Raw genomic sequence first — 26,960 nt, forward strand, 5'->3', positions numbered from 1 at the left:
CTCACCCCTCCCGCGCTTTCCGCGCGAAATCGTTGAGCTGCGCCAGCGTCGCATCGAAGCGCCGCTCGCCCTCGGCATCGCGCAGAAACTTCACCCGCTCGACCAATATCTCCCCCGGCGTCGGCGACTGGCCGAACAGCGCCATCACTTCGTCGATGAAGTCGTCGAGCGGCATATAGCCCGACCGGTTCTCCTGCCCGGGGGTCAGCCCGGTCTGCACCGCGGGCGGGACCAGCTCGATTACGTCCACCTTGCCCTTCAGCGCCTCGCGCAGCGAGACGGTGTAGCTGTGGATCGCCGCCTTGGTGGCGTTGTAGGTTGGCGTATCGACCAGCGGCACATAGGCCAGGCCCGAGGTCACGTTGACGATCGCCGCATCGGCCTGCGCGGCCAGATGGTCGATCAGCGCATTGCTCAGCCGGATCGGGCCGAGCAGGTTGGTGGTGATCGTCGCCTCGGCATCGGCCAGGTCGCGCCGCGCCGCCAGATCCTCGAAGCGCATGATCCCGGCATTGTTAATCAGCACGTTGAGTTCGGGATGCGCTTGCATGACGCGCCGCGCGAAATCCTCGACGCCCTCGGCGCTCTCGACGTCGAGCGTCATCGCGAACATGCCCTCGCGCCCGGCCACCACCGCATCGAGCGCGTCCTGCCGCCGCCCCGCGACGATCACGCGATTGCCCGCCGCGTGGAAGCGCTGCGCGAGCGCCGCGCCGATCCCCGAACCGCCGCCGGTGATCAGGATGGTGTTGCCGCTGGTCTTCATCGCATTGCTCCTCTTGTTCCGGCCAATCTAGGCCGGTACTCTCCTTTGGACAGAAGGCACCCAAAAGATTTATACGCACCCTTTGGAGAGTGTACCTTGGCCAAACCGGCTCCCGCCTCCCAACGGACCAAGCCCTGGCCCGATGCCGATCCGCGCGTCGACGCGCTGGTCACCGAGGTGATCGGCCGCGTCGCCGACAAATGGACGATGCTGATCCTCGAGGAACTGGCCGGGCACGAGCATCTTCGCTTCACCCAGATCGGCAGGCTGGTGCCGGGGATCAGCCAGAAGATGCTCACTCAGACGCTGCGCCAGATGGAGCGCGATGGCCTCGTCACGCGCACGGTCCACCCGGTGATCCCGCCGCGCGTCGACTATCGCCTCACCGCGCTCGGCGAGAGCCTCGGCGCGGCATTCTGCGGCGTGTGGCTCTGGGCCGAGGCCAATCTCGAAGAGATCGAGGCAGCGCGAGCTGCCTTCGACGGATGCTGACTCGCTGTCCTACAGCGCCGGATTCTGCTAGGGTAACGCCGCTCTTTGACATAGTGTGTAGGAACTTTCGGCGAAACAAAGTTTCACCAGCGCGCAACGGAATTACGATTCTACGCGCAAAGTGCGAAGTTAAGCGGCGCGTTTCCATCTTCCAGCGAGTCGCCAAGTAGGACAAACTGCCGCCGACAAGAGGGAGGATGCCATGCCGATCGACCGACGCAGCCTGATCGGAGGCGCGATGGGACTCGCCCTCGCACCCGCCGCCCGCGCGCAGGATGCCGTCCCCTATGTCCTCGGCACCGGCACCGCGGCCTGGCCGCCGCGCGAGCATTTCAAGCTATGGCCCGGCTCTCCCCCAGGCGCGCCCTCGTCGCTCCCGGCGAACAACTTCACGATCAACGGCAGCTTCAAGGAATTGTGGCTGCGCGGCGTCTCCGAGCCGATGGTCGGGGTCTATCGCCCCGCCCGGCCTGATGGCCGCGCCATCCTGTCGATCCCCGGCGGCGGTTACGGCTTCGTCTCGGTCGAGAACGAGGGCGTCGATGTCGCCAAGGCGCTGACCCCGCACGGCATCACCGTGTTCGTCCTCGCCTATCGCCTCCCCGGCGAAGGCTGGGCGCAGCGCGCCGACGTGCCGCTCCAGGATGCCCAGCGCGCGATGCGGCTGATCCGCGCCAATGCGAGCAAATACGGCGTGGACCCCGCCAAGCTGGGGCTCGTCGGTTTCTCGGCGGGCGGGCATCTCGGCGCGATGGTCGCGGTCGGCCATGCCGATCGGGTGTACCAGCCGGTCGATGCCGCCGACACCACATCAGCGCGTCCGGCATATGCGGGGCTCGTCTATCCGGTGGTCTCCTTCACCAGCGCGGGCTTCGAGGCACGCCGCAGCAACGGCCTGTGGGGCGAGGCCGCCGATGCCGCGACGATCGCCCGCCACACGCCGCTCAATCGCGTCGGCACGGATACCCCGCCGATCTTCCTCGTCCACGCGATCGACGACGGCACCGTCCCGATCCAGCAGACGCTGGCGATGATCGACCATTGCCGGATGCACCAAATTCCAGTCGAGGCGCATATCCTCGAGAAGGGCGGCCACGGTTTTGGCGGGCTTCATCTGCCCAAGGACGCGCCGGGCCGGCTGTGGCCCGACATCTTCGCGCGCTGGACCGCAACCCATTAAGTTGCATCTGCAAACCCATTGAGGCAGCCTCGGCCGATAATCGGAGGGGGAGCCGCAATGCACAGTCCAATTCTCGGGCCCGTCGTGGCGCTGGTCGCATGGTCGCTGGTCATGCTGGTGTGGATGTTCCTGGTCCGCATGCCGGCGCTCAAGCGCGCGGGGGTCGACATGTCGAAGGCGCGCGGCGGGCGCCCCGGCATCCTCGACGGCATGGTCGAGGAACGCGCGCAATGGCCCGCGCACAATTACATCCACCTGATGGAGCAGCCGACGTTGTTCTATGCGATCGCGCTGACGCTCGCGCTGATGGGCCAGGGCGACGGGATCAATGCGTGGATCGCCTGGGGATATGTCGGCCTGCGCATCGCCCACAGCCTCGTCCAGGCGACGATCAACAAGGTGGCAATCCGCTTCGGCCTGTTCGTGCTGTCGACCGTCGCGCTGATCGCGCTGACGCTGCACGCGGGGATCGCGCTGCTCCACTAGGGCGTCTGAAAGCCCAGCGCGCGCAGTTCGAGCTTCTTCCCACGCGGGTCGTTCGCGAAGAACAGCCCGCCCTGCGCGCGCGCATCGCCCGCGACATAGTCGATCGTCGCGCTGCTGGTCTCGTCGCCCAGCGTACCTTCGATCTCGACCGCGGCGGCGGTGCCGCTCGACAGGTTGATCACTTCGAACGCGACGACGAAGCCCGCCGCGGCAGGCGACACCCGCGTTGCATGCACTTCCAATGCGGGGAGCTGGTCGGGCTCGGCAGAGATCGCCTCGCGGCCGATCACGCCGATCACGAACAGGATCGCCGCGAGCCCCAGCCCCGCCGCGATCCATTCGAGCAACGGCTCCGGGGCAGGCTGCTTCTTCTGCTTCGCCATCGGGCCTCCTATACCACCAGCCGCGCGATCGCCGCGCCGATCGCCGCGGGGAATCCGAGCACGACTACCGTCCCCGCCACCGCCGCCATCGCATTCCCATCGACCCGCCCGAACGTCCACAGCACGTAGAAGCTCACCACCAGCGCGATCGCATAGCCGGGCACGGTGAAGGCGAGGAAGCGCCGAAGCACGCCATAGCCCTCGGGCGCTTCTTCCTGCCCGGCAAAGCCGACGCGGAAGACCAGCAGGTGGAGCAGCAGCATCGACACGAGCATCATCGCGATGCTGTGCCACGCGGTCATCTTGTACCCGATCAGGATCATCTCCTCGGTCGGCGCGACGTTGAACGCTAGGAACAGCGCGCCTGCCAGCATCAGGAAGAGCTGGCCGAGATAGCCCGACGACCGCGCGGCGCGCTCCTCATCTTCTTCGTCTTCCGGATCGTCGCCGCTCAACTGCTTTCGCGCGATCATCGCGCCGAAGCTGGCGGGCACTGCCTGGATCGCGATCATCCCGACCAACTCGTCGAGCGGCATATCGGCAGGGAGCAGGCCGAACAGCAGCAGGATCGCGGCCGCGGTGACCGCCCCCACCGCATAGGCGGCGAGCGCGTCGAGCGCGTCTTCGCGCATGTTGGAGGTCCGCTCGAACCCGCCGAAGCGCGACAGGAAGACCAGGACAACGAAGTTCGCGAAAAGGAACAGCAACAGCCGTAGCGGGTGGATGTGCAGCCCGAGCGCCCACATCTCCATCGTCATCAACAGCGGCAGCGCGAACAGCACCGACCCGCCGAACGCCCGCGCCAGTCCGGCGGCATAGTCGCGATTGGGGCTCTCGGCGGACATGGGACACTGTCCCACGCGGGACGGCGGACGGCAACCGCTCAGCCGAACAGCCGCTCCAGGCTGCGTTCGAGCATCAGCAGCTGCCACAAGGTCCGGCCATGCTCGCCGCGCCCTGCCTTGTGCTCGGCCGCGAGCCGCTCGATCTCGGCGGGCTCGAACCAGCCCGTGCCGGCCAGCACGCGCGACCGGGCCAGCCCCGCAGCCTCCTCGGCCAGCGCGTTGCGGAACCACGCGCTGATCGGAGTCACGAACCCCATTTTGGGCCGATAGAGGATGTCCTTGGGCAGATAGGGCTCGAGCGCCTTCTTCATCAGCCACTTGCCCTGCCCCGCCTTGATCCGCAACGCGGGTGGCAAGGTGGCGGCGAACTGGACCAGCTCGTAATCGAGCAGCGGCTCGCGCGCCTCGAGGCTCACCGCCATACTAGTGCGATCGACCTTGGTCAGGATGTCACCGGGCAGCCAGTGCTGGATATCGGCATATTGCGCGCGATCGAGCGCATCGCGTGCCGGGGCGCGCCGCATTGCATCGACATAGCGCTGCTCGGCGGTGTGCCCGGCGAGCGTATGCTTCGCGGCGCTGGTGTAGAGTCGGTCGCGCAGCGCAGGCGTCGTCACGCCCACTGCCTTGGGATACGCGAACTCGCCATTCTCGGCGAGCGCGAGCAAGGTTGTCTTGGCGCGGAAGGCGCGCGGCGCCCAGTCGGCCTTGGGATAGAGCCGGCCGAGCGTCCCGAACACGTTCTGGCGCAGTTTCTCGGGAAAGAGGCTCCGCACGCGCTCTTCCGCGGCGAAGAACTTGTAGCGCCGATAGCCCGCGAACGCCTCGTCGGCACCGTCGCCCGACAGCGCCACCGTCACGCTCTCGCGCGCCAACTCGCACACCCGATAGGTCGGCAGCGCCGAAGCGTCGGCAAAGGGCTCGTCGAACGCTGCGACCAGCGTGTCGATCAGCGCATAATCGTCCGATCCGACCGTCCGCGAGCGGTGCGCAGTGGCGAAGCGCTCGGCGACCTGCCGGGCGTACGTGGTCTCGTCGAGCCCGGCCTCGTCGAAACCGATCGTGCACGTTTTGACCGCGGCCTTGCTCGCCTCGGCCATCAAGGCGACCACCGCGCTGCTGTCGACGCCGCCCGAAAGGAACGCGCCGAGCGGCACGTCGGCGATCATTCGCGACCGCACCGCGGCACGCATCCGCTCGATCAGCTCGGCTTCGAGATCGCGGACCTTGCCGGTGGCACGGTTGGAGAAGTCGATATCCCACCAGCGCATCGGCTGCGGCATCCGCTTGCCGCGCTGGAGCAGGAGGTAGTGCCCCGCCGGCAGCTTCTTGACGCCGACCAGCAGCGAGGCATCGTCGGGTACATAGCCCAGGCCCAGATAATCCTCGACCGCGCGGAAATCGGGCCGCCGCCGGAACGAGGGATGCGCGAGCAGTCCCTTGATCTCGGACGCGAACGCCACCCCGCCGTCGGAGAGCTTGGTATAGACCAGCGGTTTCACCCCGAAGCGGTCGCGCGCCAGGAACAGGCTCTGTTTCTCGGCGTCGTAGAGCGCAAAGGCGAACATCCCGTTGAGCTTGCCAAGCATCGCAGGCCCCCAGGCGCGCCAGCCATGGAGCAGCACCTCGGTATCGCTTTCGGTCTTGAACCGCGCGCCCTTGGCTTCGAGCTCGGCGCGGACCTCGCGGAAATTGTAGATCTCGCCATTATAGCTGACGACCACGCCCTGGTCGGGCGTCGCCATCGGCTGAACGCCGCCTTCGAGATCGATGATCGACAGCCGGCGATGCCCGAGCCCTACCCCCGGCGCGGTCCATACCCCTGCCCCGTCGGGCCCGCGATGCGCCAGCGCGTCGCTCATCGCGACGATGCGGGCAGGATCGATCGGCTTCGCGATGGCAGGGTAATAAAGCCCCGCAATGCCGCACATCGGCTAGCGACCAGCCATGCGGTCGGCAAGCGCATCGACGGGGCCGAGCGCGGTCAGGAAGTCGCGGATCGTCGCCTGCGCGCCGGCATCCCCGCCCTGTTCGGCCGATACCAGCATGGCCACCGCGGCCTGGTTTCCCCCCAGCAACTTGGTCTTCAACGTCTCGAACTTCACGCGTTTGTCGCTCCCGGTCAGCGTATCGCCGACGCGGTACCAACTAACCGTGACGCGTTCCACCCGTCCGGGACCGGTCATGCGCAATGCGTGCCCACGCGAAAGATCGGGCACATCGGCGATGCGCACCCAGCGGTCGTTCTCGCGGATCGGCCCGATGCCGAAGCCGACCAGTTCCTTGCCCTCGTGCTGCCCGGCATAGACTGCGACCGACAGGTCCACCGTGCGGCCCTGCGCATCGGCATAGTGCCCGATCAGGAAATGGTCGTTGCCGGGGAAATGGGGCGACCAGGCCGCGACGGCGCTCGGGCCGACGCGATGCCAGCCGGGCACTTCGGGCAATTCGATCCTGGCCGGCAGCGGCGCGGCGCGCGCGGCGATCAGGCTCGACCAGCCGAGGAACAGGCTGGCCACCGTCAACGCGAGCAGCGCCGTCACCGATGCCTCGGCGCGCTGGCGCACCGGCGCCGGGAGCTTGAGCGGATCGAACCAGGCAGCATCGGGGTCGCGATCAAACCATTTCCAGCCGATCGCCAGCACCGCCGCCATCACCGCGGCGAAGAAGAACCAACCATAGACGATATGGTCCATCCCTGTAGCCGCCTCGACCGAGGTCCACCACGCGGCGTAAATCGTCCCGAACGCGCGGAGGCCATTGGCGAGGACCGGCACGACCAGCGCCATCGCCAGGAACGCGATGCGTCGGGTCCAGGAGAGATAACACACATTGGCGACGAGCACGCCGAACGCGATCATCGCGATGACGAATTTGGCGCCCGAACACGCCTCGGCGACTTCGAAATAGCCGTTCGAGGTGGTGATGAGCACCCCGTCCACGCTCGCCGGCACGCCGAACAGATGGAGCAAAGGCATCACTTGCGCGACGGTGATGTCCTGGAGCGGACCTTCTAGGAAATCGCCGAACGGCACGAGGAATGCCATGTATGCAATCGGAAACAGCAGCGCGCGGCTCACATTGGGGCCCAGCACGCTCACCACCGTGCCCTGCAGCATCAGCACCAGCCCGGCATGGCGGAACAGCGCCACGCCCGCGGCATCGCCGAGCAGCCATCCAAGCCCGCCCGCGCCGACCAGCGCCAGCCCCGGCCACCAGCCCTGCGGTGCCACCAGCGCAAGCTCGCGCCGCCGCTGCCAGACCAGCCAGCCGATCACCGGCGCGACGAACAGGCAATGCCCGAACGTGGTATTGGTCCAATAGATCGTCGCGAGGTCGATCGTGTCGCGGCGGAAGAGGATCAGCAGCACCGCCCAGGTGCCCGCCAGGATCGCGGCGTGCCGCCGCCAGCGCGCGTCGAACAGCGTGCCGCTGGGCGTGAATTCGCTCTGGGGCATCGCGACCGTCATGCCGCCTCTCCGAGCTGCGCCAACAGCCCCATCAGGTCGTCAAGCGGCGCCAGCCGGGCGTCCCAGCCATAGCGCGCGATCACCCGCGCCCGCGCGTTGCAGCCAAGGGCTGCGGCAGCGGCGCGATCGGACAGCAGCATCGTCACCGCTTCGACGAGATCGGCCGCAGTTGCGCCGACCGCGATCGTGCCGGCATGGTCGATGCCTTCCGCAGCCGCGGACGACGCGGCCACGGGCCGCGCCATCGCCATAGCCTCGAGCACCTTGTTCTGGACGCCGCGCGCAAGCTTGAGCGGCGCGACCACCACCGCCGCGGCGGCGAGCCAGCCGCGCACGTCGGCGACTTCGCCGGTGACGATCACATGGGGCGAAGCCAATGCCTTCACCGCCTCACCAGGATTGCGTCCGACGATCGCGAAGCGCGCCTCGGGATGTGCCGCGCGCACCCGCGGCAGGATGTCCCGCGCGAACCAGGTCACTGCCTCGATATTCGGGCGATAGTCCATCTGCCCGGTGAACACGATCAGCGCGCCGTCGGCAGCTACCGGTGCGAAGCCCGCCGCCGGATCGAAATGCGCGGTGTCGATGCCGTTCTCGATCGCCTGGACCCGTTCGGCACCCGTGGTGCGGCGGAACAGCCCGGCCTCGGCCGCGCTGACGAACAGGCTCGCGTCCACGCGCGCCGCGACCTCGGCCTCAAAGCGTGCCAGCAACCGCGCTTCGCGCGCGAGCATCCAGCGCATCGGCCCCTTTGCCGCTTCGGCATAGGCAGCGAACTTCGCCGAATCCATGTCGACGAAATCCATCACCACCCGCGCCCTGGTGTCGGCGGGGAGATATTGCGCCATCTGGCTGGAGAAGACCAAGATCGTCTCGATATCCTCGCGCGCCAGCACCTCGCACACTGCGCGACGCATTGCCGCGTCGTCGAATGCAGTGAGCGAGACCGGTCGCCCCGAAACCAGCGACTGGACTGCGGCCACCGCCCGCGATTTGCCCCGTCGCACGATCGCTCGGCTCGCGGTGACCGTCGCCAGCTCAGGCCGGTCGATGTCGCGCGAGTCATCGGCGAACGCGGCGAGATGCACACGCCGGTGCCCGGCCAGATGCCGCAGCAGATGGAAGCTGCGGATCTTGTCGCCGCGATCGGGCGGAAACGGCACGCGGTGCGCGAGGAACAGGACATCGCCCATCACCCCAGCCCCTGCGCGATCCACGGCCCGACGCGGTTGGCGAGCCATAGCGGCATCCGCTTCCACGCCTGGACCTGGAGGCTGTATTTGGGATCGAGCGGATTGACTTTCCGCGGCGCCGCGCCGTCGGCGGCACGCGCGAAATAGGTCAGCGGCTGCGGCTCGAAACCCCAATTCTTCTTGAACGCCGCAGCGCCCGTCCCGGTCTTGGAGCGCCCGAAATCGAAGCGACGGCAGCCGCGTTCGCGCGCTTGGCGCATCAGGGCGAAATACATCGCATCGTTGGCGCGCAGCGCACGCGCGGCGTCGCCCCCGCCGCCCCAATAGGGATAGACGGCATCCTTCCAGTAGAGGCTCAGCACGCTCGCCACCCCGACGCCGCGATGGCGCACCGTCAGCACGTCCGCCGCCTCTCCGAACTCCCGGAGCACTTCCCCGAACAGCGCGCGCGGGAATACCGGGGTGCCGAGATTGCGCACGCTTTCGGCATAGAGCGCATAATGCGTGGCGGCATCGGTGCCGGTCTCGATGTCGAGATCATTGCCGAACGACCGCCGCACTTCGGCGCGCTGTTTCCGAGGTATCGCGAGCAGCTCGGCTTCGTCGTCGGCGGCGAGATCGCGGACGAAGCCGAGATAGCTCGTGTCGTCGACATGCCAGCCGGTGCCAGGAGACGCCCCACCGCGCAGTTCGACGCTCGGACAGCTCAGCCGTCCAGCCAGAGTCCACGCCGCCTCGGCCAGGGCGCGCACCGTCGCTTTGTCATCGGCGAGAATGCCTCCGCCGACGCCGAATCCTGCCGACACGAGCGCCCGCCCGAACAGCGGAGAGTGCATCTCGGTCAACGGCAGCACCCCGCCGATGCCGTTGCCGCGCTCGGCGACGAGATAATGGCTCTTCTGCCGGCAGCCGCGCGCCACCGCCACGCTCCAGGCAGGCAAGTGAAACGGCGTACCCTCGGCATGTTCGTGAACGAACGCACCGATCCGCGCGCGCTCGACCGTATCATTCAAATCGGCCACGCGCAGCCCGACCGGCCGCACCAGCAGCGGCGCGTTCATTGCAGCCGCCCCGCCTCGCGCGCGGCGATCGCGTCCATCCGCCCCCACGAATGGCTGGCGATCAGCTTTTCCAGCTTCCCCGCCATCGCGCCCAATCGGGCATAGTGCCGCAGCTTCGACTTGAGCGGCGCATTGGCGACGCGCGGCTGGCCGGGATCGACTTCCCAGGGGTGGAAATAGAAGATCGCAGAGGTATCTGCGGCATTGGCGCTACGCACCGCGCGATCGGTCACCCCGTTGGGCAACAGCCTGAAGAAGCCGCCTCCCGCGGTGATCTCACGTCCCGCGAACCTGGCGATGGTGACAGGCAGTTCGATCAAGGGCGTCCCCGCGATCGGCCGGAAAGCGCCACGCGGCGCTTCGGGCCAGCCATAATGATCGTGGCGGACCGGCGCGATGCTCGACGAATAGCTGTAGCCCGCCTCGGCGAGCTCGGCATGCGCCCAGGGGGTGCGCTTGTCGATCGAGAAGCTCGGCGCGCGATAGCCGGTGACCGAGACCCCGCCCGCATCCTCCAGCGCCGCGCGCGCGCCGGCCAGGTCGGCACGGAACGCCTTGGGCTCCATCGTGAACACGCGCTGGTGCGCCCAGCCGTGGCTGGCGACTTCGTGGCCAGCCTCGGCGATGCGGCGGATCAGCGCGGGATAGCGCTTCGCCACCCAACCCAGGGTGAAGAAGGTCGCCTGGACGCCCGCATCGGCAAACAACGCCAGCACGCGATCGGTATTGGCCTCGACGCGATGCTCGAGCCCGTCCCAATCTTCGCGCGCGATCGTCTTCTCGAACGCCCCGACCTGGAACCAGTCTTCGACGTCTACCGAGAGGCCGTTGATCAGCATGTCCTCAGGCGGCCGCATGCCCGCGCAGCGCCGACAGGTCCGGACGGCGTTCGCCATCGCTGCTCTCGACCCAGTCGACGAGCAAGGTCAGCACGCGGCGCAGCGCCGCGTCCTGTTCGAGGATCTGCCTTTCGAGCGCCGCGATACGCAGGTCGAGCGGCGCCTCGGCGACCGGTGCGGGCGCCTCGGGCACTTCGGGTTCTTCGGCGATCAGCGGGCTCGCGGCCGACGGGGTCGGCGTGCCCATTGCGATCGGCGCGATGTCGCGCAGCTCGAGCGGCTCGACGAACGCATCGCGCTTGGCCGGTGCCGGGGCACTATCATTTTCGAGATCGGCGATCACCGTCGCCAGCTCGGGCGCGCCGAACGTATCGAGCTGCTCGATCGAGCCGAACAGCAGCACGCGGCCGGCGAGCTGGTTGACCCGGCGCGGGATGCCGCCCGACCAAAGGTGCATCGCCGCCAGCGCATCGTTGGTGAAGCGCGGCTTGCCCCGCCAGCCGACGCACGACAGGCGGTGGAGCAGATAGGGTTCGAGCTCGCCCGGATCCATCGGGGCGAGATGATGCATCGCGATCACCCGCTGGCGCAACTGCTCGAGCGTACCGTCCTGCAGGGTCAGCCGGAATTCGGGCTGGCCGAGCAGGAAGATCTGGAGCAGCGGATAGCCGCCGGCCTGGAAGTTGGAGAGCATGCGCAACTCCTCCAGGCTCTCGGCCGGAAGCGCCTGCGCCTCGTCGATGATCAGCAGCGTGCGGCGGCCGCTGCGGGCCACGTCGTGCAGGCCGTGCTCGATCGCCGCGAGCATCGCCGCCTTGCTCGCGCCGGTCGCATCGATCTCGAGCCCCGCGCACACGGTCTGGAGCAGGTCCTCCGGGCGGAGCTGGGTCGAGACGATCTTGATGACGTTGAGCCGCTGCTCGTCGATCTCGCCGAGCAAATGGCCCATCAGCGTGGTCTTGCCCACGCCGGGATCGCCGGTGATCACGACGAAGCCTTCGCCCTGGCTCAGCCCATAGCCGAGATAGGCCATCGCCTTGCGGTGCGTCGCGGTGTCGAACCAGAAGCGCGGATCCGGGGTGAGCTGGAACGGCCGCCCGCTCAGTCCATAATGGTCGTCGTACATCTGCCTGCGTCCCTTAGAAACCGTAGCGAAGGCCGACCAGCGCCTGCGCCTGCGCGCTGGCATTGTTGTCGCCTTCCCTGTCGAAACCGAACAGCCCCAGCGACGCGGTCGCGCCGAGCGGTCCGAAACTGTGCGTGTACGCGGTGTTCGCCCCATAGCCGAGGATACCCTGGGCACCGGTGAGGTCGCTATTGTACCAGCTCGCGAACACGCTGGTGCTGACCTGGCCGTTGCGGCCGACATCGCTCGACGCGAACAACTGGCCGAACACGCTTTCGTCCGACGTGCCGTCGATGCTCACGCCGCCGACGGTCTGCGGCGTCAGGAAGGTGCGCCGGGCATAGCCGCCGCCCATCCCGATCCGCGTGCCGCCGCGGTTGAGCACTGCGACGCCGGTCACGCCGCGCGAGCGGTAGGCCGAGGTCACCGTCGATGCGAACACCTGGTTGAGGCAGCCGCCCGCCGCGGCGCCCGTGGTGCCGTAGATGCAGCCGCTGAACTGGTTACCGAACGGATCGGTTGTCGTGGCGAAGCTGGCCGGCATCCGCGTGAGCGAGCCGTTGAGCTGCTGGCCGAAGGTCTCGACGCTGTCGTACACGCCGATCTGGATGCCGCTGCCCGGCCCGATCTGATAGGTCGCCGAGCCGGTGTAGCTCATCGAGCCGTAGCGGCGGCCTGCGCGTGCTTCCAGGAACGTGCGGCTGCTCGGCCGCCAGATCACCCCGGCATCCCAGAACACGCCGTCGAAATCGTAGGCGAGCCGCCGCGGCGAATTGGGATCGGTGACGAAGCGGCCATTGCCGTCGATCACCGGCCGTCCGCCGCTCACCAGCGCATCGCGCTGGCTGACTTCGATCTTCTCATAGCCGACGCCGCCCACGATCGCGACGCCACGGCTGACCGGAACCACCACATCGCCGCGCGCGAACTTGCCCTCGAAGCGCTGGTCGAGCTGCCCGGCATCCTCGCGCGTGAACGAGCCGCTGGCAGTGACGCCGACGGGGAGCACGGTGCCCGCCTTGGCGCCGACGCTTGCCGTCGCGACATGGACGGTCGAATCGTCATAGCGGTCGAGCGGCGGCGCGCCCGCGGGCACGCCGGTGCCGGCATTGGGCGCCTCGACCTTGGTATAGCCGAAGCGATAGGCGGCGTTGGCGAACATCGGGCCGACCCGCGTCGCGATGCTCGGCCCCGCATAGGCCGAGAACACCTGGCTGCTGTTGCGGACATTGCCCTGCGCGGTGCCGAGCGCGTCGCCACGGATATCGGAGCGGCCGCGCGTGGCGATCGCGCCAGCTTCGAGCGTCAATTCGGGCGTGATCCGCGCGCGGGCCTGGGCGAGGCCGCTGTGCATCGAATCATCGGCCAGATCCTTGTCGTAGGCGAAGCGGTGCTGATATTGGTAGCTCACCTGAACTTCGACGCGGCGGGTGTTCACCGTTGCGTCGATGCCGGCGCCGAGCGTCGAATAGGTCAGCAGGTCGCCGCCGTCGGTCAGGTCCGAAACGAGCACCTGGCTCGCCTCGATATACGGCGTCACGCGCGTACGCTGGGCATGCGCCGGCGCCGCTGCGCAGACCAGCGCGACGGTGGTGGCAAGAACAAGCCGGGTCATTCGCCCGCCTCCCCATAATAGTTTCCGAACCGGCGGCCGCCGGGCTGGAACGAAACCGAATTGAGCAACAGCTGGATCTGCTCGCAGCCGTCCAGCACGGCGACCGCCTCGCGCAGGTCGCTTTCGCTGGTGCGGTCGGCGCGGACGACGAGCATCGCCTGCCCGGCATGCGCGGCAAGCACCGAAGCCGGCGAGGCGGCGAGCGCGGGCGGCGAATCGAAGATCACGATGCGGCGTGTATTGGCCTTGGCCAGCCCGTCGAGGACCGCACGGGCGCGGTCGCTCGCCAGCAACTCGGTGTCGCTGTTGGTCCTGGTGCCCGCGGGGAGCACCAGCAGCTGCGGCACGTCGGTCTCTACGATGCACTCCTCGACGTCGATCGCGCCGGCCAGCGCATCGAGCAGCCCAGGGCCTTCGGGCATGCCCAGCCGCGCCAGCACGTCGGGCTTGGCGAAATCGGCGTCGACGAGCAGGATTTCCATTTCCTTCTCGGCCGCCATCGAGAGCGCGAGGTTGATCGCGCAGAAGGTCTTGCCCTCGTCGGGCTGCGCCGAGCAGACCAGGATCATCCGGGCATGGTCGGCGGCATTGGCGCTGCCCTTACCCGCAACCGCACGCGCGGTCAGCAGCAGCTGGCGCTTCACCATGCGGAATTCCTCCGCCATCGCCGTGATCGGCCCACCGGGGAGCAGCATCCCGCCCTCGCGCAACGCGATCCGGTCGATCGGGGCATAGGGCCGCGCAGGACGCAGTGCCGGCTTGGGCTGCGCGACGGGCGCAGGCGCCTCGACTTCGGCGACCGGCCCGGGCTTCGGATCGGGAGCGACCTCGGGCTCGACCTCGCGTCGCAGCAAAGGCCCTTGCGAGTCGGCCGCCGGCATCTCGGCAAAATCGTCGGGAATGCAGTCGGTCAGGTCCAGCGACGCCTCTTCGGCGACCGTCAGCGGCGTCGCCGGCAGCGCTGCCGGGCGCAGATAGCCATATTGAGCCGCCGCCCGTTCGAGCAGCGAGCCGCGGTAGCGGCGCGGGGTTTCGTCGTTCATCTCAGGCCCCCATGCCGCGCTGCAGAAATTCGACGCCGAGCAGCCCGACGAACGCCACGGCCAGCCCGGCGGCGGCCCCCGCAAACATCCGCACGCGCTTGCGCCGCAGCGCGATTTCGGCGCCGGTCAGCACTTCGGCGATCGATCCGATCACCGGCATCCCGCTCGCCTTTTCCAGCCGCGACGCGGTCGAGAAGGTGGTGGTCAGCTTGCTCAGGGCGAACGCCGCGGCGACGCCCGCGCCCATGCCAGCGATCAGCACCGCGGCGAGCAGCAGCGGGCGATTGGGCTTGGTCGGCGCCGCCGGCAGCGTCGGCGGATCGACGACGTTGAACTTGACTGCGTCGGTCTCGGTCTGCGCCTGACTACGGATGCGCACCTGCTCGCGGTCCGAGAGAAGCTTGTCATACTGGTCCTTGAGGACCTGATATTCGCGGTCTATCTGGCCCTGCTCGGCGGCGACGCCGGGGGCTTCGGCCATCTTGGCATCGAACTGGTCGAGATCGCTTTCGATCTGGGCCTTACGCTGGGTGAGCGCGGCGACGGTGGCGGCCTTGTCGGCCTGCATGGACTTGAGGCTCAGATACAGCGGATTGCTCGCCCCCGCCACGCCGCTGACCGGTTCCGCGCGCGCTGCGGCCTGTGCCGCGGCGAGCTGGCTGTTGAGCGCGATCATGTCGGGATGGCTGTCGGTCCAGCCGCGGCTGCGGCCTTCGGCAAGCTGGCCCTGGATCGCCTGGAGCCGCGCGCGCGCCGGGCCGGTGACCGCACTGCCCTGCCCCGCGATATTCATCGGCGTCCCCGCCATCTGGCCGTTGACGGCGCTCAATCCGCTCTGCGCCGCCGCAAGGTCCGACTGGACCTGCGAAAGCTGCGTCCGCGCCGCGCCGATCCGGTCGTTGAGCGAACCGGTGCCCGGCAGCGCGCCGAGATAGCGCGCGGCGAAATCGGCTTTCTTGGCCTCGGCTTCCTGCAGCGCCTTCTGGCGCACGTCGAGCTGCTGGTCGAGGAAGCGCAGCGACTGGCCGCTGGCGTCGCGGGTGTCGGCAAGGTTGTCCTCGACGAAGATGTCGATCAGCTTCTGCGCGATCTGCTGCGCCAGCTTGCCGCTAGGCGCCGTCACGGTGATCTCGAACAGATTGTCCTGCTGCGCGGTGAGCTTGATCGCCTTTTGCAGCCCGGCAACGCGGTCGGCCACGTCGCGGTCGCTCGACACGGTCTTGGCCAGGTCGGTACCGCGCACCACCTTGTCGAGATTGACTGCCGAGGTCAGCGTCTGGCGGACTCGATCGATGTCGCGCTGCTGCTGCTGTGCCGAGGCGAGCCCGTCGGTCGGCAGGATCTGGCGCAGCTGGACGAAGATCCGCGCACGTGATTCATAGCTGCTCGGCATCTGCGACACCACCAGCCAGCCCGCGAGGCACAGCCCCCAGGCGACGGCAAGCGCGATCCAGCGCCGCATCCAGATCGCGTGCAGCGCCGCGCGAAATTCGTCGAAAAGGCCGTCCATCAGAACATGCTCTGCGGGACGATCAGCACGTCACCCGGCTCGAGTCGGACATTGGCGGAGATGTCGCCATTCTTGAGCAAGTCCCCCAGGCGAATCTTGTACTCGCGCTGCTTGCCGGTTGCCTTGTCGTAGCGGACCAGCCGCGCGCGATTGCCCGAAGCGAACTCGCTGAGCCCCCCGACGGCGATCATCGCGTCGAGCGCCGTCATGTTGGCGCGATACGGGATCGACGCCGGCTTCTCGGTCGCGCCGACGATGCGGACCTGCTGGCTGTAGGTGCCCGAGAAGTTCTCGACGATAACCGATACGATCGGATCCTTGATATACTCGCCGAGCGCGTATTTGAGGTCGTCCGCCAGCATCGCCGGGGTCTTGCCGACCGCGGGCATGTCGTTGATCAGCGGGGTGGTGATCCGGCCGTCGGGGCGCACCTGCACCTTGGCCGACAGCTCGGGATTGCGCCACACGAAGACGTTGAGCTGGTCCATCGGGCCGATGACATATTCGTCGCTCGGCGCTTCCTGCGTCGCCACGGCGCCTGCAGGCGGCAATTGCGGACGGCTCCCCCCGGAACAGCCCGACAGCAGGACGGCCATGACGCCAACCCCCGCCAAAACCTTGCCAGACGACTTGAAAACCATGTTCGAGCTCCCTCCCAACGGAGTCGAGCGCCACCGATTCCTCGGCCGCTCTCCCAGCTGGATCAGCCTGAGCTATGGTCTTCAGAGGTAAAGATAGCGTTAGGCGTGGTCCCGCCCGATCAGCAGCTCGCGCGCTGGCGGATGGCCGAGGAACGCCGCGGGACTCGCGCTGGCGCCATAGGCCCCCGAGGCGAAGATCGCGATGACGTCACCCACCTCCGCTTTGGGCAGCGCCACGCGGTCGGCCAGCCGGTCGAGCGGGGTGCATAGCGGCCCGACGATCGTCACGGTTTCTTCCGCCGGCTCCTGCATCCGGTGCGCTACTGCCACCGGATAGTTGCGGCGGACGACGGTGCCGAAATTGCCTGTGGCCGCGAGATGGTGGTTGAGCCCGCCATCGACGATCAGGAAGGTTTCCCCCTGGCTCACCTTCCGGTCGATCACGCGCGCAAGATACACGCCCGCCTCGCCGACCAGCCAGCGCCCCAGCTCGATCGCATAGTTGGTATCCAGCTTGTGGAGTTCCTCGCCCAGCGCCGCACCGATCGCCTCGATGTCGAGCGGCATGTCGCCGGGGAAATAGGGAATGCCGAACCCGCCGCCGAGATTGACCAGAGGTGGCGCGCGGCGCGCTTCCTCGGCGATGCGCGCGGCCAGCGCCACCGTCGCAGCCTGGGTCTCGATCACTGCCAGAGTATCGAGCGACTGCGATCCCGCGAAGATATGCAGCCCGCGCCACTCCGCACCGCCGATGATCAACCGCTTGACCAGCCCGGCGACCTGCGCCGCCTCGACGCCGAAGGGCGAGGCGCGCCCGCCCATCTTCATCCCCGATCCGCGTAGCTCGAAATCGGGGTTCACCCGCACCGCCAGCCTGGGGCGCATGCCGAGCTGCTCGCCGATCGCCAGCGCGCGCTGGCCCTCACCTTCCGACTCCACGTTGAGCGTCACGCCCGCGCGGATCGCCAGCTCGATCTCGGCATCGCGCTTGCCCGGCCCGGCAAAGCTGATCGCGCCCGCCGCCATGACGTCGAGCGCCTTGCCCATCTCCCCCGCCGAGGCGACGTCGAGCCCGTCGACCAGCGGCGCGACCGCCGCGAGCAGCGCGGGCAAGGGATTGGCCTTGATCGCATAATGCACCGCTACCCCGGCCGGCAGCGCCGCCCGCAACCGCGCGATCCGCGATGCGACGATGGCGAAGTCGTAGACATAGACCGGGGTTGCCTCGTTCACCCACGGCAGCGCGGAGAGATCGCGGAATTCGGGCGGGATCGGACCAAAAGCCTTGGGGTTCATGCGTCCGCCCCCTTATCGTCATCACGGAGATCGGCCCTCAACGCCGTCCGATCCAGCTTGCCATTCGCATTCCTCGGCAACGCCCCCCGCCAGTCATACCGCGCCGGCTGCATGAAGCTCGGCAGCTCGCGCCGCAGCCGGGCGCGCAACGCATCCTCCTGCGCGCCATCGCCCCGCGCCACCACCACGATCGCCTGCCCCAGCCGCGCGTCCGGCACGCCGAACGCCGCCGCCTCCGCGACCTCGCCGCCGCTCAGCACGGCATCCTCGATCTCGGTCGGGCTGATCCGGTTGCCGGCGCTCTTGATCATCTCGTCATCGCGCCCGACGAAACGAAGCAATCCCTCGCCATCTTGGATCACCGTATCCCCTGACCACACCGCCATGCCTCCGCTTGTGGCGAATTCGGGCGCCGGGCGAAAGCGCTGCGCCGTCCGCTCGGCATCCTGCCAATAGCCGTGCGCGACCAGCGGCCCGGCATGCACCAGTTCGCCCGGCTCGCCCGCTGCGGCCCGCGTCCCGTCGGGCCGCACCACCACTATCTCGGCAAAGGGGATCGCCCGCCCTATCGATTCGGGATGCGCATCAACCAGTGCCGGCGCCAGATAGGTCGATCGAAACGCCTCGGTCAGCCCGTACATCGGATAGAGATCGGCATTGGGAAAAAGCGCCCGCAGCCCGCGCACCAACCTCGGCGTCAGCGCGCCCCCGGAGTTGGTCAGCCGCTTCAGCCGCGCCGCGGTTTCCGACGGCCATTCCGCCTCGAGCAATTGCACCCAAAGCGGCGGCACCCCCGCCAGGGTGGTGACGTCATGACGCTCCACCGCCTTCACCACGTCGCGCGCGGTCAAATAGTCGAGCGGGGTCACCTGCCCGCCAGCGGCCCAGGTCGAGAGCAACTGGTTCTGCCCGTAGTCGAAGCTCAGCGGCAGCACCCCGAGCACACGATCCTTAGAAACGATCTCAAGATACTGCGCCACGCTGATGGCTCCAAACCATAAATTGGCATGGCTCAGCATCACCCCCTTGGGCCGCCCGGTCGATCCCGAGGTGTAGAGGATCGCCGCCAGCGCTTCGGGATCGGCCTGGCACGGCGGCAGCGTATCGCTGGACGCCAGTTCCTCCTCGATGACGATCGCGCAGCCGTCGGGTACGTCGCCCGGCTCCAGCGCCGCGATCCGCGCGGCCTGCGTCACCAGCACCCGCGCGCCGCTATCGGCGAGGATGTGCGCCACCTGCGCGCGCTTGAGCACCGGGTTGATCGGCACATGCACCAGCCCCGCCCGCGGCACCGCCAGCGGCAGCAGGCACGCCGCGCGCGTCTTGGGCAGCCAGGTCGCCACCCGATCCCCGGCCGCGAGCCCCCGCCCCGCCAGCCGATGCGCGATCCCGCCGACCCGCGTCTCCAACTCGGCATAGGTCAGCGTCCCGGCACGCTCCTCCAGCGCCACGGCGTCGGGGGCGCCGCGCAGCGGCAGCGTGTCGATCGGCTTCGGAATGGGATCGAGGGCAATCATCGCGCGGACCTTAGCCTTGGCAGCGCACCCGCCAACCCTTAGGGAGACGAAAAATCGCTCGCAGGGGACACGCATTGCAGCGCGAAGGGTTCGCAAAGGTTGAAGAAGCCGTCCGCGGGGTGCTCCGCGACGTGCTCGGATTGAGCGAGGAACGCGCCGCTGCGTTCCACGAGGACACTCCCTTGTTCGGTGCGCTGCCCGAACTCGATTCGCTCGCAGTCGCGGGCGTGCTCACCGAGATCGAGGATCGGCTCGGCATCCTGATCGAGGACGATGAAGTCGATGGCGAAATGCTCGAGAGCTTCGGCGCGCTCGTCCGCTTCGCCGCCGACAAGGCGCTCGCTTGATCGATCATTATGACTGGGCCGGCGGCCGCGAGGCGATGCTTCGCTTCGGCCCCACCACCGGCCCGGTCGTTGTCGCGGCGCTTCCATTGTTCGAGGAAGCCAATCGCACCCGCGCGTTCACGGTGACGATCCTGCGCGCGCTCGCCGAACGCGGCATCGCCGGTGCGCTCCCCGATTTGCCCGGACAGGGCGAGAGCCTGGTGCCCACCGACGCAGTGCAACTGGGCGACTTACGCGACGCCTTCGCCGCCGCGGCCCGCCACGTCGGCAGCCCAGCGTATGCGCTTGGCATCCGCAGTGGCGCGCTGCTCGATGCGACTGCCCTGCCCGCAGGCCGCTGGCACTTCGTACCCAGCACCGGCGCAGAGCTTCTCCGCGAGCTCGAAAGGCTGCGCCAGGCCGGCGGCGGCAGCGACTATGGCGGCAATCGTATATCGTCGGCACTGCTCGGCGAGCTTCCCACCGCAGGCATCGCGGCAGAGGGCCGGACGGTCCGGCTCGAAAGCGATCTCAAGCCCGCCGATCTGAAAGTCTCCGGCAGCCCGCTCTGGCGCCGCGCCGAACCGGACAACGATCCCGCGCTTGCCGCGCTGCTCGCCGACGACATCGCCGCTTGGATCCGCACATGCGAAAGCTGATCGAATTCGCCTGCGCCGGCGAGACGCTGCTCGGCACGCTCGACGAGGGGCCGGGCACCACCGGCCTGCTGATCGTCTCGGGGGGCAACGAGATTCGCATCGGCGCGCATCGCGGCATGGTGCTGCTCGCCCAGCGCATCGCCGAGGCCGGCCATCCGGTGTTCCGCTACGATCGCCGCGGAATTGGCGATTCGACCGGGGAGAATCACGGCTTCGAAAGCACCTCGGAAGACATTGCCGCCGCCACCGCCGCCTTCCGCGTCGAAACCGGCGTCACTCGGATCGTCGGCTATGGCAATTGCGACGCCGCCACTGCGCTCGCTTTCTTCCACGGTCGCGCGAGGATCGACGCGCTGCTCCTCGCCAATCCCTGGGTGATCGAGCGGACCGACGACCTGCCCCCCGCCGCCGCGATCCGAGCCCGCTATGCCGAGCGGGTGCGCGATCCGAAGGAATGGCTGCGACTGCTGCGCGGAGGAGTTAACATTTCCAAGCTAGCCAGCGGCTTGCTCAAGGCTTCTCGCAAACGGCCTCAGCAATCAGGCGGCCTGCCCGGTCGCTTAGCTACCGCACTGGCCGATAGCCACGTACCCACCACCATCCTCCTCGCTAAGGGCGACAACACCGCGATCGCCTTCGCCGACGCCTTTGCCGGCCCCGCTTTCGCTGCGGTCCGCAATAAGATCAGCGTCAGCCTATGCGACAGCGCCAGCCACAGCTTCGCCTCGCCATCGGATAAGGATTGGCTATTCGAACAGGTTAGCGCTGCTCTTTGAGAGCTGTTCTCAGCATTCGCTGGGGAGGCCAAAAGTGCGTTTCGCCTAAACTTTACTAACCCTCCGGCTACTCCGCCGCTTGCGCGACTTGCTCGAAGTCGGCCTCGGCCAGGAAACGCTCGGCATCGAGCGCGGCCATGCAGCCGGTGCCCGCCGCGGTGATCGCCTGGCGGTAGTGCTTGTCCATCACGTCGCCGCACGCGAACACGCCGGGGACGTTGGTCCGCGTCGTGCCCTTCTCGACGGTGATGTAGCCGTCGTCGTCGAGCGCAATATGCCCGCGGAACAGCTCGGTTGCCGGATGATGCCCGATCGCGACGAACCCGCCATCGACGTCGAGCGTCGAAAGTTCGCCGGTCTCCATGTCCTTGAGCTCGATGCCCACCAGGCCGGTCACGCCGCCGCCGTCGATGAAGCGCTCGACCTTCTTGTTCCACAGCGTGGTGATCTTGTCGTTGGCGAACAGCCGCTGCTGGAGGATCTTCTCGGCACGCAGGCTGTCGCGGCGATGGATCAGCGTCACGTCGTGGCTGTGGTTGGTGAGGTACAGCGCCTCTTCCACGGCCGTGTTGCCGCCGCCGATCACCGCGACCTTCTTGCCGCGGAAGAAGAAGCCGTCGCAGGTCGCGCAGGCGCTGACGCCCTTGCCCTTCAGCAACTCCTCCGAATCGAGCCCCAGCCACTTGGCCTGCGCGCCGGTGGCAATCACCAGCGTATCGCCGACATAGACGGTGCCGCTATCGCCAACCATCCGGAACGGGCGCTGCGATACGTCGACCTCGACGATCGTGTCCCACAGCATCTGCGCGCCGACATGCTCGGCCTGCGCCTGCATCTCCTGCATCAGCCACGGACCCTGGATGACTTCGCGGAAGCCGGGATAGTTCTCGACGTCGGTGGTCGTCATCAGCTGGCCGCCCGGCTGGATGCCCTGCACCACGATCGGCGACAGCCCGGCGCGCGCGCCATAGATCGCCGCGGAAAGCCCGGCGGGCCCCGAACCGAGGATGAGCATGCGAGTCGAGTGCGTGGCAGTCATGGTGTCTTCCGGAGTCGCTGAGGGCCGCATCTAGGGGGAGGTGGTCTCCACGCGCAACATGGGGCTGCGCCGCGCCCGCACAATGCTGTGGGCAAACAGCAATGCTTTGGCGCCGGCAAGCCGCGCCTCTCTGCGAGCGGCTGGACTCCCGCAAATCAACCTATCATCATCGCCAGTAACGAATCGACGTGTCGTCGACCGGGGCCGCATTCAACTAAAAGCATCGAGGTCAATTTTCGTAAATTGCATTCAGGGGGAGTCGAACAATGGAAACGGTCCAAGTCGATTCGATCGCAACAATTCTACTCCAGCTCGCCGCCGCAGTGTTGCTCGCCGCAGGTTCTTGGGGGATTGCTCGCTTCACCAAATGGCTGGGCCTGCAGAACAACGCCCAGATCAATAGCGCGATGGAAGCCGCGCTGCAGAAGTCGGTCACCTATGGTCTCCAGCAGGCGCAGGATACGATCCGACAGAAGGGCTGGGACCATATCGAGGTCAAGAACCAGGCGCTCGCCTCGGCGCTCCCCTATATGACCGAGCGCTTCACCGCGACACTCAAGCAGGCCGGAGTCGATGTGAAGAACGAGGCGGCGCTTAAGAACGTGGTGGCGCAGGCGCTGGACCGTGCGTTCCCCGCCGCCGCAGCGGTGGCCGCCGCCTCCCCCGCGACGCCGCCAGCAACCGCGCCCAATCCCGCGCACACCGCAGAGCTGCCCCCGCCCCAGGGCGTGGTGGTAACTGGCGTCAGCGAGCAGCTCTAGGCGGACGCTTACCTCGCTTCGTGCCAGTAAAGCCGTGTCGGATTGTCGACCAGAAGCGCCTGCTGCAACTCAGGCGTGACTGCAATCCGAGGAATGACGTCGACGATCACCCCATCGTCGGGAAGAAGTCTCTCCATATTGGGGTGCGGCCAATCGGTGCCCCACAGCACGCGATCGGAATAGGCTTCGACGAGCGGCCGCACTGCGTGGACGAACCCATCATAGGGCGCGCCGGCGGGATCGAGGCGATCCGGGCAGGTGGTCTTGATCCAGATGTCCGGTCGCGTGTCGAGATAGCTGCGCAAGGCCGTCATGTCGGCACCGTCCGGGCCTTGGGCGACGTCGGGTCGACCCATGTGGTCGACCACCACGGGCACCGGGATCGCATCCAGAAACGGCCGCAGCTCGGCGAGAATATCCGCTTCGAAATAGACGACGACATGCCATCCCAGTCGGGCGATGCGGCGCGACAGCTCCAGGAACCTGTCCTTCGGCGCATCTTCGACGAGGCGCTTGAGGAAGTTGAAGCGCACCCCACGAATGCCGCCTTCGTCGAGCGCGTCGAGGTCCTCGTCGGGAATTTCGGGATCGACCACCGCTACGCCCCGTGCCGTGCCATTCGATTTGGCGATGGCATCGAGCGTCGCGCGATTGTCGGTGCCATGGCAGCTCGCCTGGACGATGACATTTCGGGAAAAGCCGAGCCTTTCGCGGAGCGCGAACAGCATCTCGGGGCCGGCGTCCTGAGGCATGTACTTGGCTTTGGGGCTGAATGGGAAGCGATCAGCCGGGCCGAACACGTGGCAATGGGCGTCGACCGCGCCGGGGGGCGGCACGAAACGGGGGGTGGACGGCGTCAGCGTCCAGCTGCGGATCCGCCCCTCTGCATCAGCGCTCATGCGAAGACCTCTCCATCGAACAATTTGCGCGCGGTGCGCAGCATTCCGGCCTCCACCGGTCCGCCCTCCCCGTCCACGGTCACCACGCATTCGGTGACTCCCGTCGGGTGCTCGACGCCCAGCGTCTTGGTCACGCCTTCCGGCACGCGCGCGAGCGCCGCAGCAGGCGAATTCTGGATCAGACAAGCAGTGGCGACGCTGACGGCGCCGAGCACGCCGATCGATGCGTGGACCCGATGCGGGATCAGCGAACGCACCGTGATCGCCCCGCCCTCCCGCGGCGGTGCCACAAGCATCATTTTGGGCACCGATTTTGCAGATACGTCCCCGAGGTTCATCATCGGCCCGGCCCGTAGGCGGATCGCCTCGACCCGTGCTTTCATCGTCTCGTTCGCATCGAGCGTGTCGCGGTCCTCATAGCCGGTGATCTCGACGTCGGCCGCGGCAATGACCACGCAAGGCATCCCGTTGTCGATCAATGTGCAGGCCACGCCGTCGATACTATCGACGCCGTTGCCCGTGGGGAGTAGCGCGCCGCAGGACGACCCTGCAGTATCGCGAAAGGCCAGCGGGATCGGCGCGGCGGTGCCGGGCACTCCGCTGATCGCTGCGTCGCCGGTATAGGTCACCTGGCCCCCAAGGGTTTGCACGGTGGCGACCGCAACCTGGCCGGTATTCTCCATGAAGATCGCGACGCGGGTCTCGTCGCCGGTCGGCGCCACCAGTCCGCGCTCGATCGCAAAGGGCCCGACCCCGGCGAGCATGTTGCCGCAATTCTGGCCATCGGTCACGATCGGCTGGTCGACGAAAACCTGCAGGAACAGATAGTCGATATCGACGCCCTCCCGCCCGGATTTCGACACCACCGCCACCTTGGAAGTAAGCGGATCGGCCCCGCCCATGCCGTCGATCTGGCGGGGGTCGGGTGAGCCCATCACGCGGAGCAGGAAGGCATCGCGCATGGCGGTATCCTGCGGCAGGTCGTCGGCCAGGAAGAAGGCGCCCTTCGACGTGCCGCCGCGCATCCACATGCAACGCACGCCTTCATTCATAGCGCAGGCCCATCGCCTCGAGCTTGGGTCGCATGTCGTAGATGTCGAGTCCCAGTTCGCCCGCCGCCAGCCGCTTGCGCTTGCCTTCCTCGGCCGCCTCGCGTGCCTGCGCCCTCTCGAGAACAGACGCTGCATCTGCGCGCCTGACCACGCAGACGCCATCGTCGTCAGCGACGATCACGTCACCTGCCTCGATCGCCGCTCCCGCACAGACGATCGGCACATTGACCGAGCCGAGCGTCGCCTTGATCGTGCCCTGTGCCGAAATCGCTTTCGACCACACCGGAAAGCCCATCTCGGTAAGGTCGCGCACGTCGCGCACACCGGCGTCGATCACCAAGCCGCGACAGCCCCGCGCCATCGCCGACGTTGCCAGCAAATCCCCGAAATAGCCGTCGAAACAGGGCGAGGTGGGCGCCAGAACGAGTATATCCCCCTCGCGCAATTGTTCGATGGCGACATGGAGCATCCAATTGTCGCCCGGCGGGGAGGAGATCGTAACCGCCGAGCCCGCGATCCGCGCCCCGGGATAGATCGGGCGCATATAATGGCCAAGCAGGCCGATGCGTCCCTGCGCCTCGTGTACGGTTGCTACGCCCGCATGCGCGAGCCCGGCGAGCGTCGCGGGGTCAACGCGCTCGATGTTCTGGACTACTCTCGCCATGCCGCTCTCTCCATTGATCGGCCATCGCTAGGGGAAGCCTATCGGCGGCAACAATTCGGATTGCGGGGTAGCGATAAGTTTTTGCTATTGGATCGGCATGAAGCCCGGGCCCTTCGACCTCAATCCGCGCCATCTCCGTGCCTTGTCGGCGATCATAGGCCGGGGCAGCATGAGCGCCGCGGCGGAAGCGGTGGGGCTTTCGCAGCCGGCATTGACCCAAGGCATCGCCAAGATCGAGCGCCGCCTGGGCGCAACACTATTCGAGCGCCACCCAGACGGCATGTCGCCGACGCCGGAGGGACGCCTGCTGGCCGAACGCAGTGAAGCCGCAATCGCGCATCTCTCCCAGGCAGTCCGCAGCGGCGGGCGCCGCTTTGCGCGACCCGAACTGCTGATGACCGGCACGCAATTACGCGCCTTTCTCGCGCTCGCCGATGCCGGCGGGTTCGCACGCGCGGCCGAAGCGACGGGGCTATCGCAGCCGGCACTGCACCGTGCCGCACGCGAGATCGAGCAGATCTGCGGGTATCCGCTGGTGGAACGGCGCGGGCGCGGTGTCGCGCTGACCGCCGCTGGAAGCATGCTCGCCCGCGGCATCAGGCTCGCACGCAGCGAACTGGCCGCCGCGATTGCCGAGATCGAAAGCAATGCCGGGGCGCAGGAGGGTAACCTCACGATCGGAGCGATGCCGCTTTCGCGCGCGCTCATCCTGCCGCGCGCCATCGCACGCTTCACGCGCGAGTATCCGCGGGTGCGGATCGACGTGGTCGAAGGCTCCTGGCGCGAACTGATCGAGCCGCTGCTCGACGGCGTGCTCGATCTGACGGTCGGCGCGCTGCGCGAACACCCGCCGCGCGGCGCCTGCCAAGTGCCGCTGCTCGTCGACCGATTGGTGGTGATCGGCCGCGCCGGGCATCCGCTCGTCCGCGAGCCCGCACCGACGCTTGTGCAGCTCGCCGCATATCCTTGGATCGTGGGTCAGTCGGGGACGCCGTTGCGAAGCCATTGGGAAGCGCTGTTCGCCGACAATGCGCTACCGCCCGCGCCGATCGAATGCGGATCGGTGATGGTAATTCGCGAGGTGCTGCGCGAGAGCGACTTCCTCACCTTGCTCTCGCCCGATCAGGTCGCACTCGAGGTCACGACAGGCGTGCTAGCCACGATCGGCACGCCATTGTTACAGAGCAGCCGCACGATCGGCGTCACGTCGCGGGAGAATTGGCGACCGACCAGCGCGCAGGCACGGTTCCTCGAACTCCTGCGCAGCGTGTCGGGAATTCCGGAAAATCAATAGTTATCCCGCAAAACCGATTGGATGCGC

General features: G+C 67.6%; 27 protein-coding genes. 8 read left to right on the plus strand and 19 right to left on the minus strand.

Annotated features, from left to right (window positions below):
• Position 1: 1 nt before the first annotated feature.
• Positions 2–766 carry an SDR family oxidoreductase gene (locus RZN05_RS08630; protein ID WP_317226208.1) on the minus strand — a complete coding sequence of 255 codons (765 nt, stop codon included), beginning with the start codon at positions 764–766 and terminating at the stop codon, positions 2–4.
• Positions 767–862: 96 nt separating this feature from the next.
• On the opposite strand from RZN05_RS08630, the gene RZN05_RS08635 reads away from it, so the two are divergent.
• The 3 genes from RZN05_RS08635 (at position 863) to RZN05_RS08645 (ending at position 2,924) form a co-directional block, all read left to right on the plus strand.
• Positions 863–1,258 (plus strand): winged helix-turn-helix transcriptional regulator, encoded by a 396-nt coding sequence (locus tag RZN05_RS08635; RefSeq protein WP_317226209.1) that lies wholly within the window; start codon positions 863–865, stop codon positions 1,256–1,258.
• A 202-nt stretch (positions 1,259–1,460) separates the two neighbouring features.
• A complete protein-coding gene (locus tag RZN05_RS08640; RefSeq protein WP_317226210.1) occupies positions 1,461–2,438 on the plus strand; it encodes an alpha/beta hydrolase in 978 nt (325 codons plus the stop codon).
• A 57-nt stretch (positions 2,439–2,495) separates the two neighbouring features.
• Positions 2,496–2,924 carry an MAPEG family protein gene (locus tag RZN05_RS08645; protein ID WP_317226211.1) on the plus strand — a complete coding sequence of 143 codons (429 nt, stop codon included), beginning with the start codon at positions 2,496–2,498 and terminating at the stop codon, positions 2,922–2,924.
• On the opposite strand, the gene RZN05_RS08650 is transcribed toward RZN05_RS08645, so the two are convergent.
• From RZN05_RS08650 to RZN05_RS08715, 14 genes are all read right to left on the minus strand, one after another.
• Positions 2,921–3,307, minus strand: coding sequence for a hypothetical protein (locus RZN05_RS08650; protein ID WP_317226212.1), 387 nt, complete (start codon positions 3,305–3,307; stop codon positions 2,921–2,923). The genes RZN05_RS08645 and RZN05_RS08650 overlap by 4 nt on opposite strands.
• An 8-nt stretch (positions 3,308–3,315) precedes the next feature.
• Positions 3,316–4,152: a TIGR02587 family membrane protein gene (locus RZN05_RS08655; RefSeq protein WP_317226213.1), complete on the minus strand. Its 837-nt coding sequence runs from the start codon at positions 4,150–4,152 to the stop codon at positions 3,316–3,318.
• Between the two features lie 38 nt (positions 4,153–4,190).
• Positions 4,191–6,083, minus strand: coding sequence for an XrtA/PEP-CTERM system amidotransferase (locus tag RZN05_RS08660; RefSeq protein WP_317226214.1), 1,893 nt, complete (start codon positions 6,081–6,083; stop codon positions 4,191–4,193).
• Positions 6,084–6,086: 3 nt separating this feature from the next.
• Positions 6,087–7,622 (minus strand): exosortase A, encoded by a 1,536-nt coding sequence (xrtA, locus tag RZN05_RS08665; RefSeq protein WP_317226215.1) that lies wholly within the window; start codon positions 7,620–7,622, stop codon positions 6,087–6,089.
• Complete coding sequence (locus RZN05_RS08670; protein ID WP_317226216.1) at positions 7,619–8,815, minus strand: TIGR03087 family PEP-CTERM/XrtA system glycosyltransferase; 1,197 nt, start codon at positions 8,813–8,815, stop codon at positions 7,619–7,621. The genes xrtA and RZN05_RS08670 overlap by 4 nt, the downstream gene beginning before the upstream one ends.
• Positions 8,815–9,876: a FemAB family XrtA/PEP-CTERM system-associated protein gene (locus RZN05_RS08675; RefSeq protein ID WP_317226217.1), complete on the minus strand. Its 1,062-nt coding sequence runs from the start codon at positions 9,874–9,876 to the stop codon at positions 8,815–8,817. Before RZN05_RS08675 ends, RZN05_RS08670 begins: the two co-directional genes overlap by 1 nt.
• Positions 9,873–10,715, minus strand: coding sequence for an XrtA system polysaccharide deacetylase (locus RZN05_RS08680; protein ID WP_317227593.1), 843 nt, complete (start codon positions 10,713–10,715; stop codon positions 9,873–9,875). Before RZN05_RS08680 ends, RZN05_RS08675 begins: the two co-directional genes overlap by 4 nt.
• Before the next feature lie 4 nt (positions 10,716–10,719).
• On the minus strand, positions 10,720–11,841 hold the full coding sequence (locus tag RZN05_RS08685; protein WP_317226218.1) for an AAA family ATPase: 1,122 nt from the start codon (positions 11,839–11,841) through the stop codon (positions 10,720–10,722).
• A 13-nt stretch (positions 11,842–11,854) separates the two neighbouring features.
• Positions 11,855–13,456, minus strand: coding sequence for a hypothetical protein (locus RZN05_RS08690; protein ID WP_317226219.1), 1,602 nt, complete (start codon positions 13,454–13,456; stop codon positions 11,855–11,857).
• The gene (locus RZN05_RS08695; RefSeq protein ID WP_317226220.1) at positions 13,453–14,499 is read right to left on the minus strand and encodes an AAA family ATPase; all 1,047 of its coding nucleotides are present in this window, start codon (positions 14,497–14,499) and stop codon (positions 13,453–13,455) included. Before RZN05_RS08695 ends, RZN05_RS08690 begins: the two co-directional genes overlap by 4 nt.
• 1 nt (position 14,500) lies before the next feature.
• On the minus strand, positions 14,501–16,009 hold the full coding sequence (locus RZN05_RS08700; protein WP_317226221.1) for an XrtA system polysaccharide chain length determinant: 1,509 nt from the start codon (positions 16,007–16,009) through the stop codon (positions 14,501–14,503).
• Complete coding sequence (locus tag RZN05_RS08705) at positions 16,009–16,650, minus strand: XrtA/PEP-CTERM system exopolysaccharide export protein (RefSeq protein WP_317226222.1); 642 nt, start codon at positions 16,648–16,650, stop codon at positions 16,009–16,011. The genes RZN05_RS08700 and RZN05_RS08705 overlap by 1 nt, the downstream gene beginning before the upstream one ends.
• Before the next feature lie 99 nt (positions 16,651–16,749).
• Complete coding sequence (locus RZN05_RS08710) at positions 16,750–17,946, minus strand: pyridoxal-dependent decarboxylase, exosortase A system-associated (RefSeq protein ID WP_317226223.1); 1,197 nt, start codon at positions 17,944–17,946, stop codon at positions 16,750–16,752.
• Complete coding sequence (locus tag RZN05_RS08715) at positions 17,943–19,463, minus strand: acyl-CoA ligase (AMP-forming), exosortase A system-associated (protein ID WP_317226224.1); 1,521 nt, start codon at positions 19,461–19,463, stop codon at positions 17,943–17,945. Before RZN05_RS08715 ends, RZN05_RS08710 begins: the two co-directional genes overlap by 4 nt.
• 74 nt (positions 19,464–19,537) lie before the next feature.
• Here RZN05_RS08715 and RZN05_RS08720 point away from each other — a divergent pair, with 74 nt between their 5' ends.
• The 3 genes from RZN05_RS08720 to RZN05_RS08730 are packed head-to-tail and all read left to right on the plus strand — an operon-like array spanning position 19,538 to position 21,224.
• Positions 19,538–19,810: an acyl carrier protein gene (locus RZN05_RS08720; RefSeq protein ID WP_317226225.1), complete on the plus strand. Its 273-nt coding sequence runs from the start codon at positions 19,538–19,540 to the stop codon at positions 19,808–19,810.
• Entirely contained in the window at positions 19,807–20,448 is a 642-nt protein-coding gene (locus tag RZN05_RS08725; protein ID WP_317226226.1) for an alpha/beta fold hydrolase, read from the plus strand. Before RZN05_RS08720 ends, RZN05_RS08725 begins: the two co-directional genes overlap by 4 nt.
• The gene (locus tag RZN05_RS08730) at positions 20,436–21,224 is read left to right on the plus strand and encodes a hydrolase 1, exosortase A system-associated (RefSeq protein ID WP_317226227.1); all 789 of its coding nucleotides are present in this window, start codon (positions 20,436–20,438) and stop codon (positions 21,222–21,224) included. The genes RZN05_RS08725 and RZN05_RS08730 overlap by 13 nt, the downstream gene beginning before the upstream one ends.
• A 67-nt stretch (positions 21,225–21,291) precedes the next feature.
• Here RZN05_RS08730 and trxB read toward each other — a convergent pair whose 3' ends face one another.
• Positions 21,292–22,263: a thioredoxin-disulfide reductase gene (trxB, locus tag RZN05_RS08735; protein ID WP_317226228.1), complete on the minus strand. Its 972-nt coding sequence runs from the start codon at positions 22,261–22,263 to the stop codon at positions 21,292–21,294.
• A gap of 266 nt (positions 22,264–22,529) precedes the next feature.
• Between trxB and RZN05_RS08740 the strand changes: the two genes are divergently transcribed.
• Positions 22,530–23,024 (plus strand): hypothetical protein, encoded by a 495-nt coding sequence (locus RZN05_RS08740; protein WP_317226229.1) that lies wholly within the window; start codon positions 22,530–22,532, stop codon positions 23,022–23,024.
• Positions 23,025–23,032: 8 nt separating this feature from the next.
• Here the strand turns inward: RZN05_RS08740 and RZN05_RS08745 are convergent, their stop codons facing one another.
• Genes RZN05_RS08745 through RZN05_RS08755 form a run of 3 tightly spaced genes read right to left on the minus strand, consistent with a single transcriptional unit; the run spans position 23,033 to position 25,639 of the window.
• A complete protein-coding gene (locus RZN05_RS08745) occupies positions 23,033–23,923 on the minus strand; it encodes an amidohydrolase family protein (RefSeq protein ID WP_317226230.1) in 891 nt (296 codons plus the stop codon).
• Positions 23,920–24,954 (minus strand): 4-oxalomesaconate tautomerase, encoded by a 1,035-nt coding sequence (locus RZN05_RS08750; RefSeq protein ID WP_394804797.1) that lies wholly within the window; start codon positions 24,952–24,954, stop codon positions 23,920–23,922. The genes RZN05_RS08745 and RZN05_RS08750 overlap by 4 nt, the downstream gene beginning before the upstream one ends.
• A 13-nt stretch (positions 24,955–24,967) precedes the next feature.
• Positions 24,968–25,639, minus strand: coding sequence for a 4-carboxy-4-hydroxy-2-oxoadipate aldolase/oxaloacetate decarboxylase (locus RZN05_RS08755; protein WP_317226232.1), 672 nt, complete (start codon positions 25,637–25,639; stop codon positions 24,968–24,970).
• A gap of 97 nt (positions 25,640–25,736) precedes the next feature.
• Between RZN05_RS08755 and RZN05_RS08760 the strand changes: the two genes are divergently transcribed.
• Positions 25,737–26,933 (plus strand): LysR family transcriptional regulator, encoded by a 1,197-nt coding sequence (locus tag RZN05_RS08760; protein WP_317226233.1) that lies wholly within the window; start codon positions 25,737–25,739, stop codon positions 26,931–26,933.
• The last annotated feature ends 27 nt before the right edge of the window (positions 26,934–26,960 follow it).

Source organism: Sphingomonas sp. HF-S4 (assembly GCF_032911445.1).
Lineage (GTDB): Bacteria > Pseudomonadota > Alphaproteobacteria > Sphingomonadales > Sphingomonadaceae > Sphingomonas > Sphingomonas agrestis.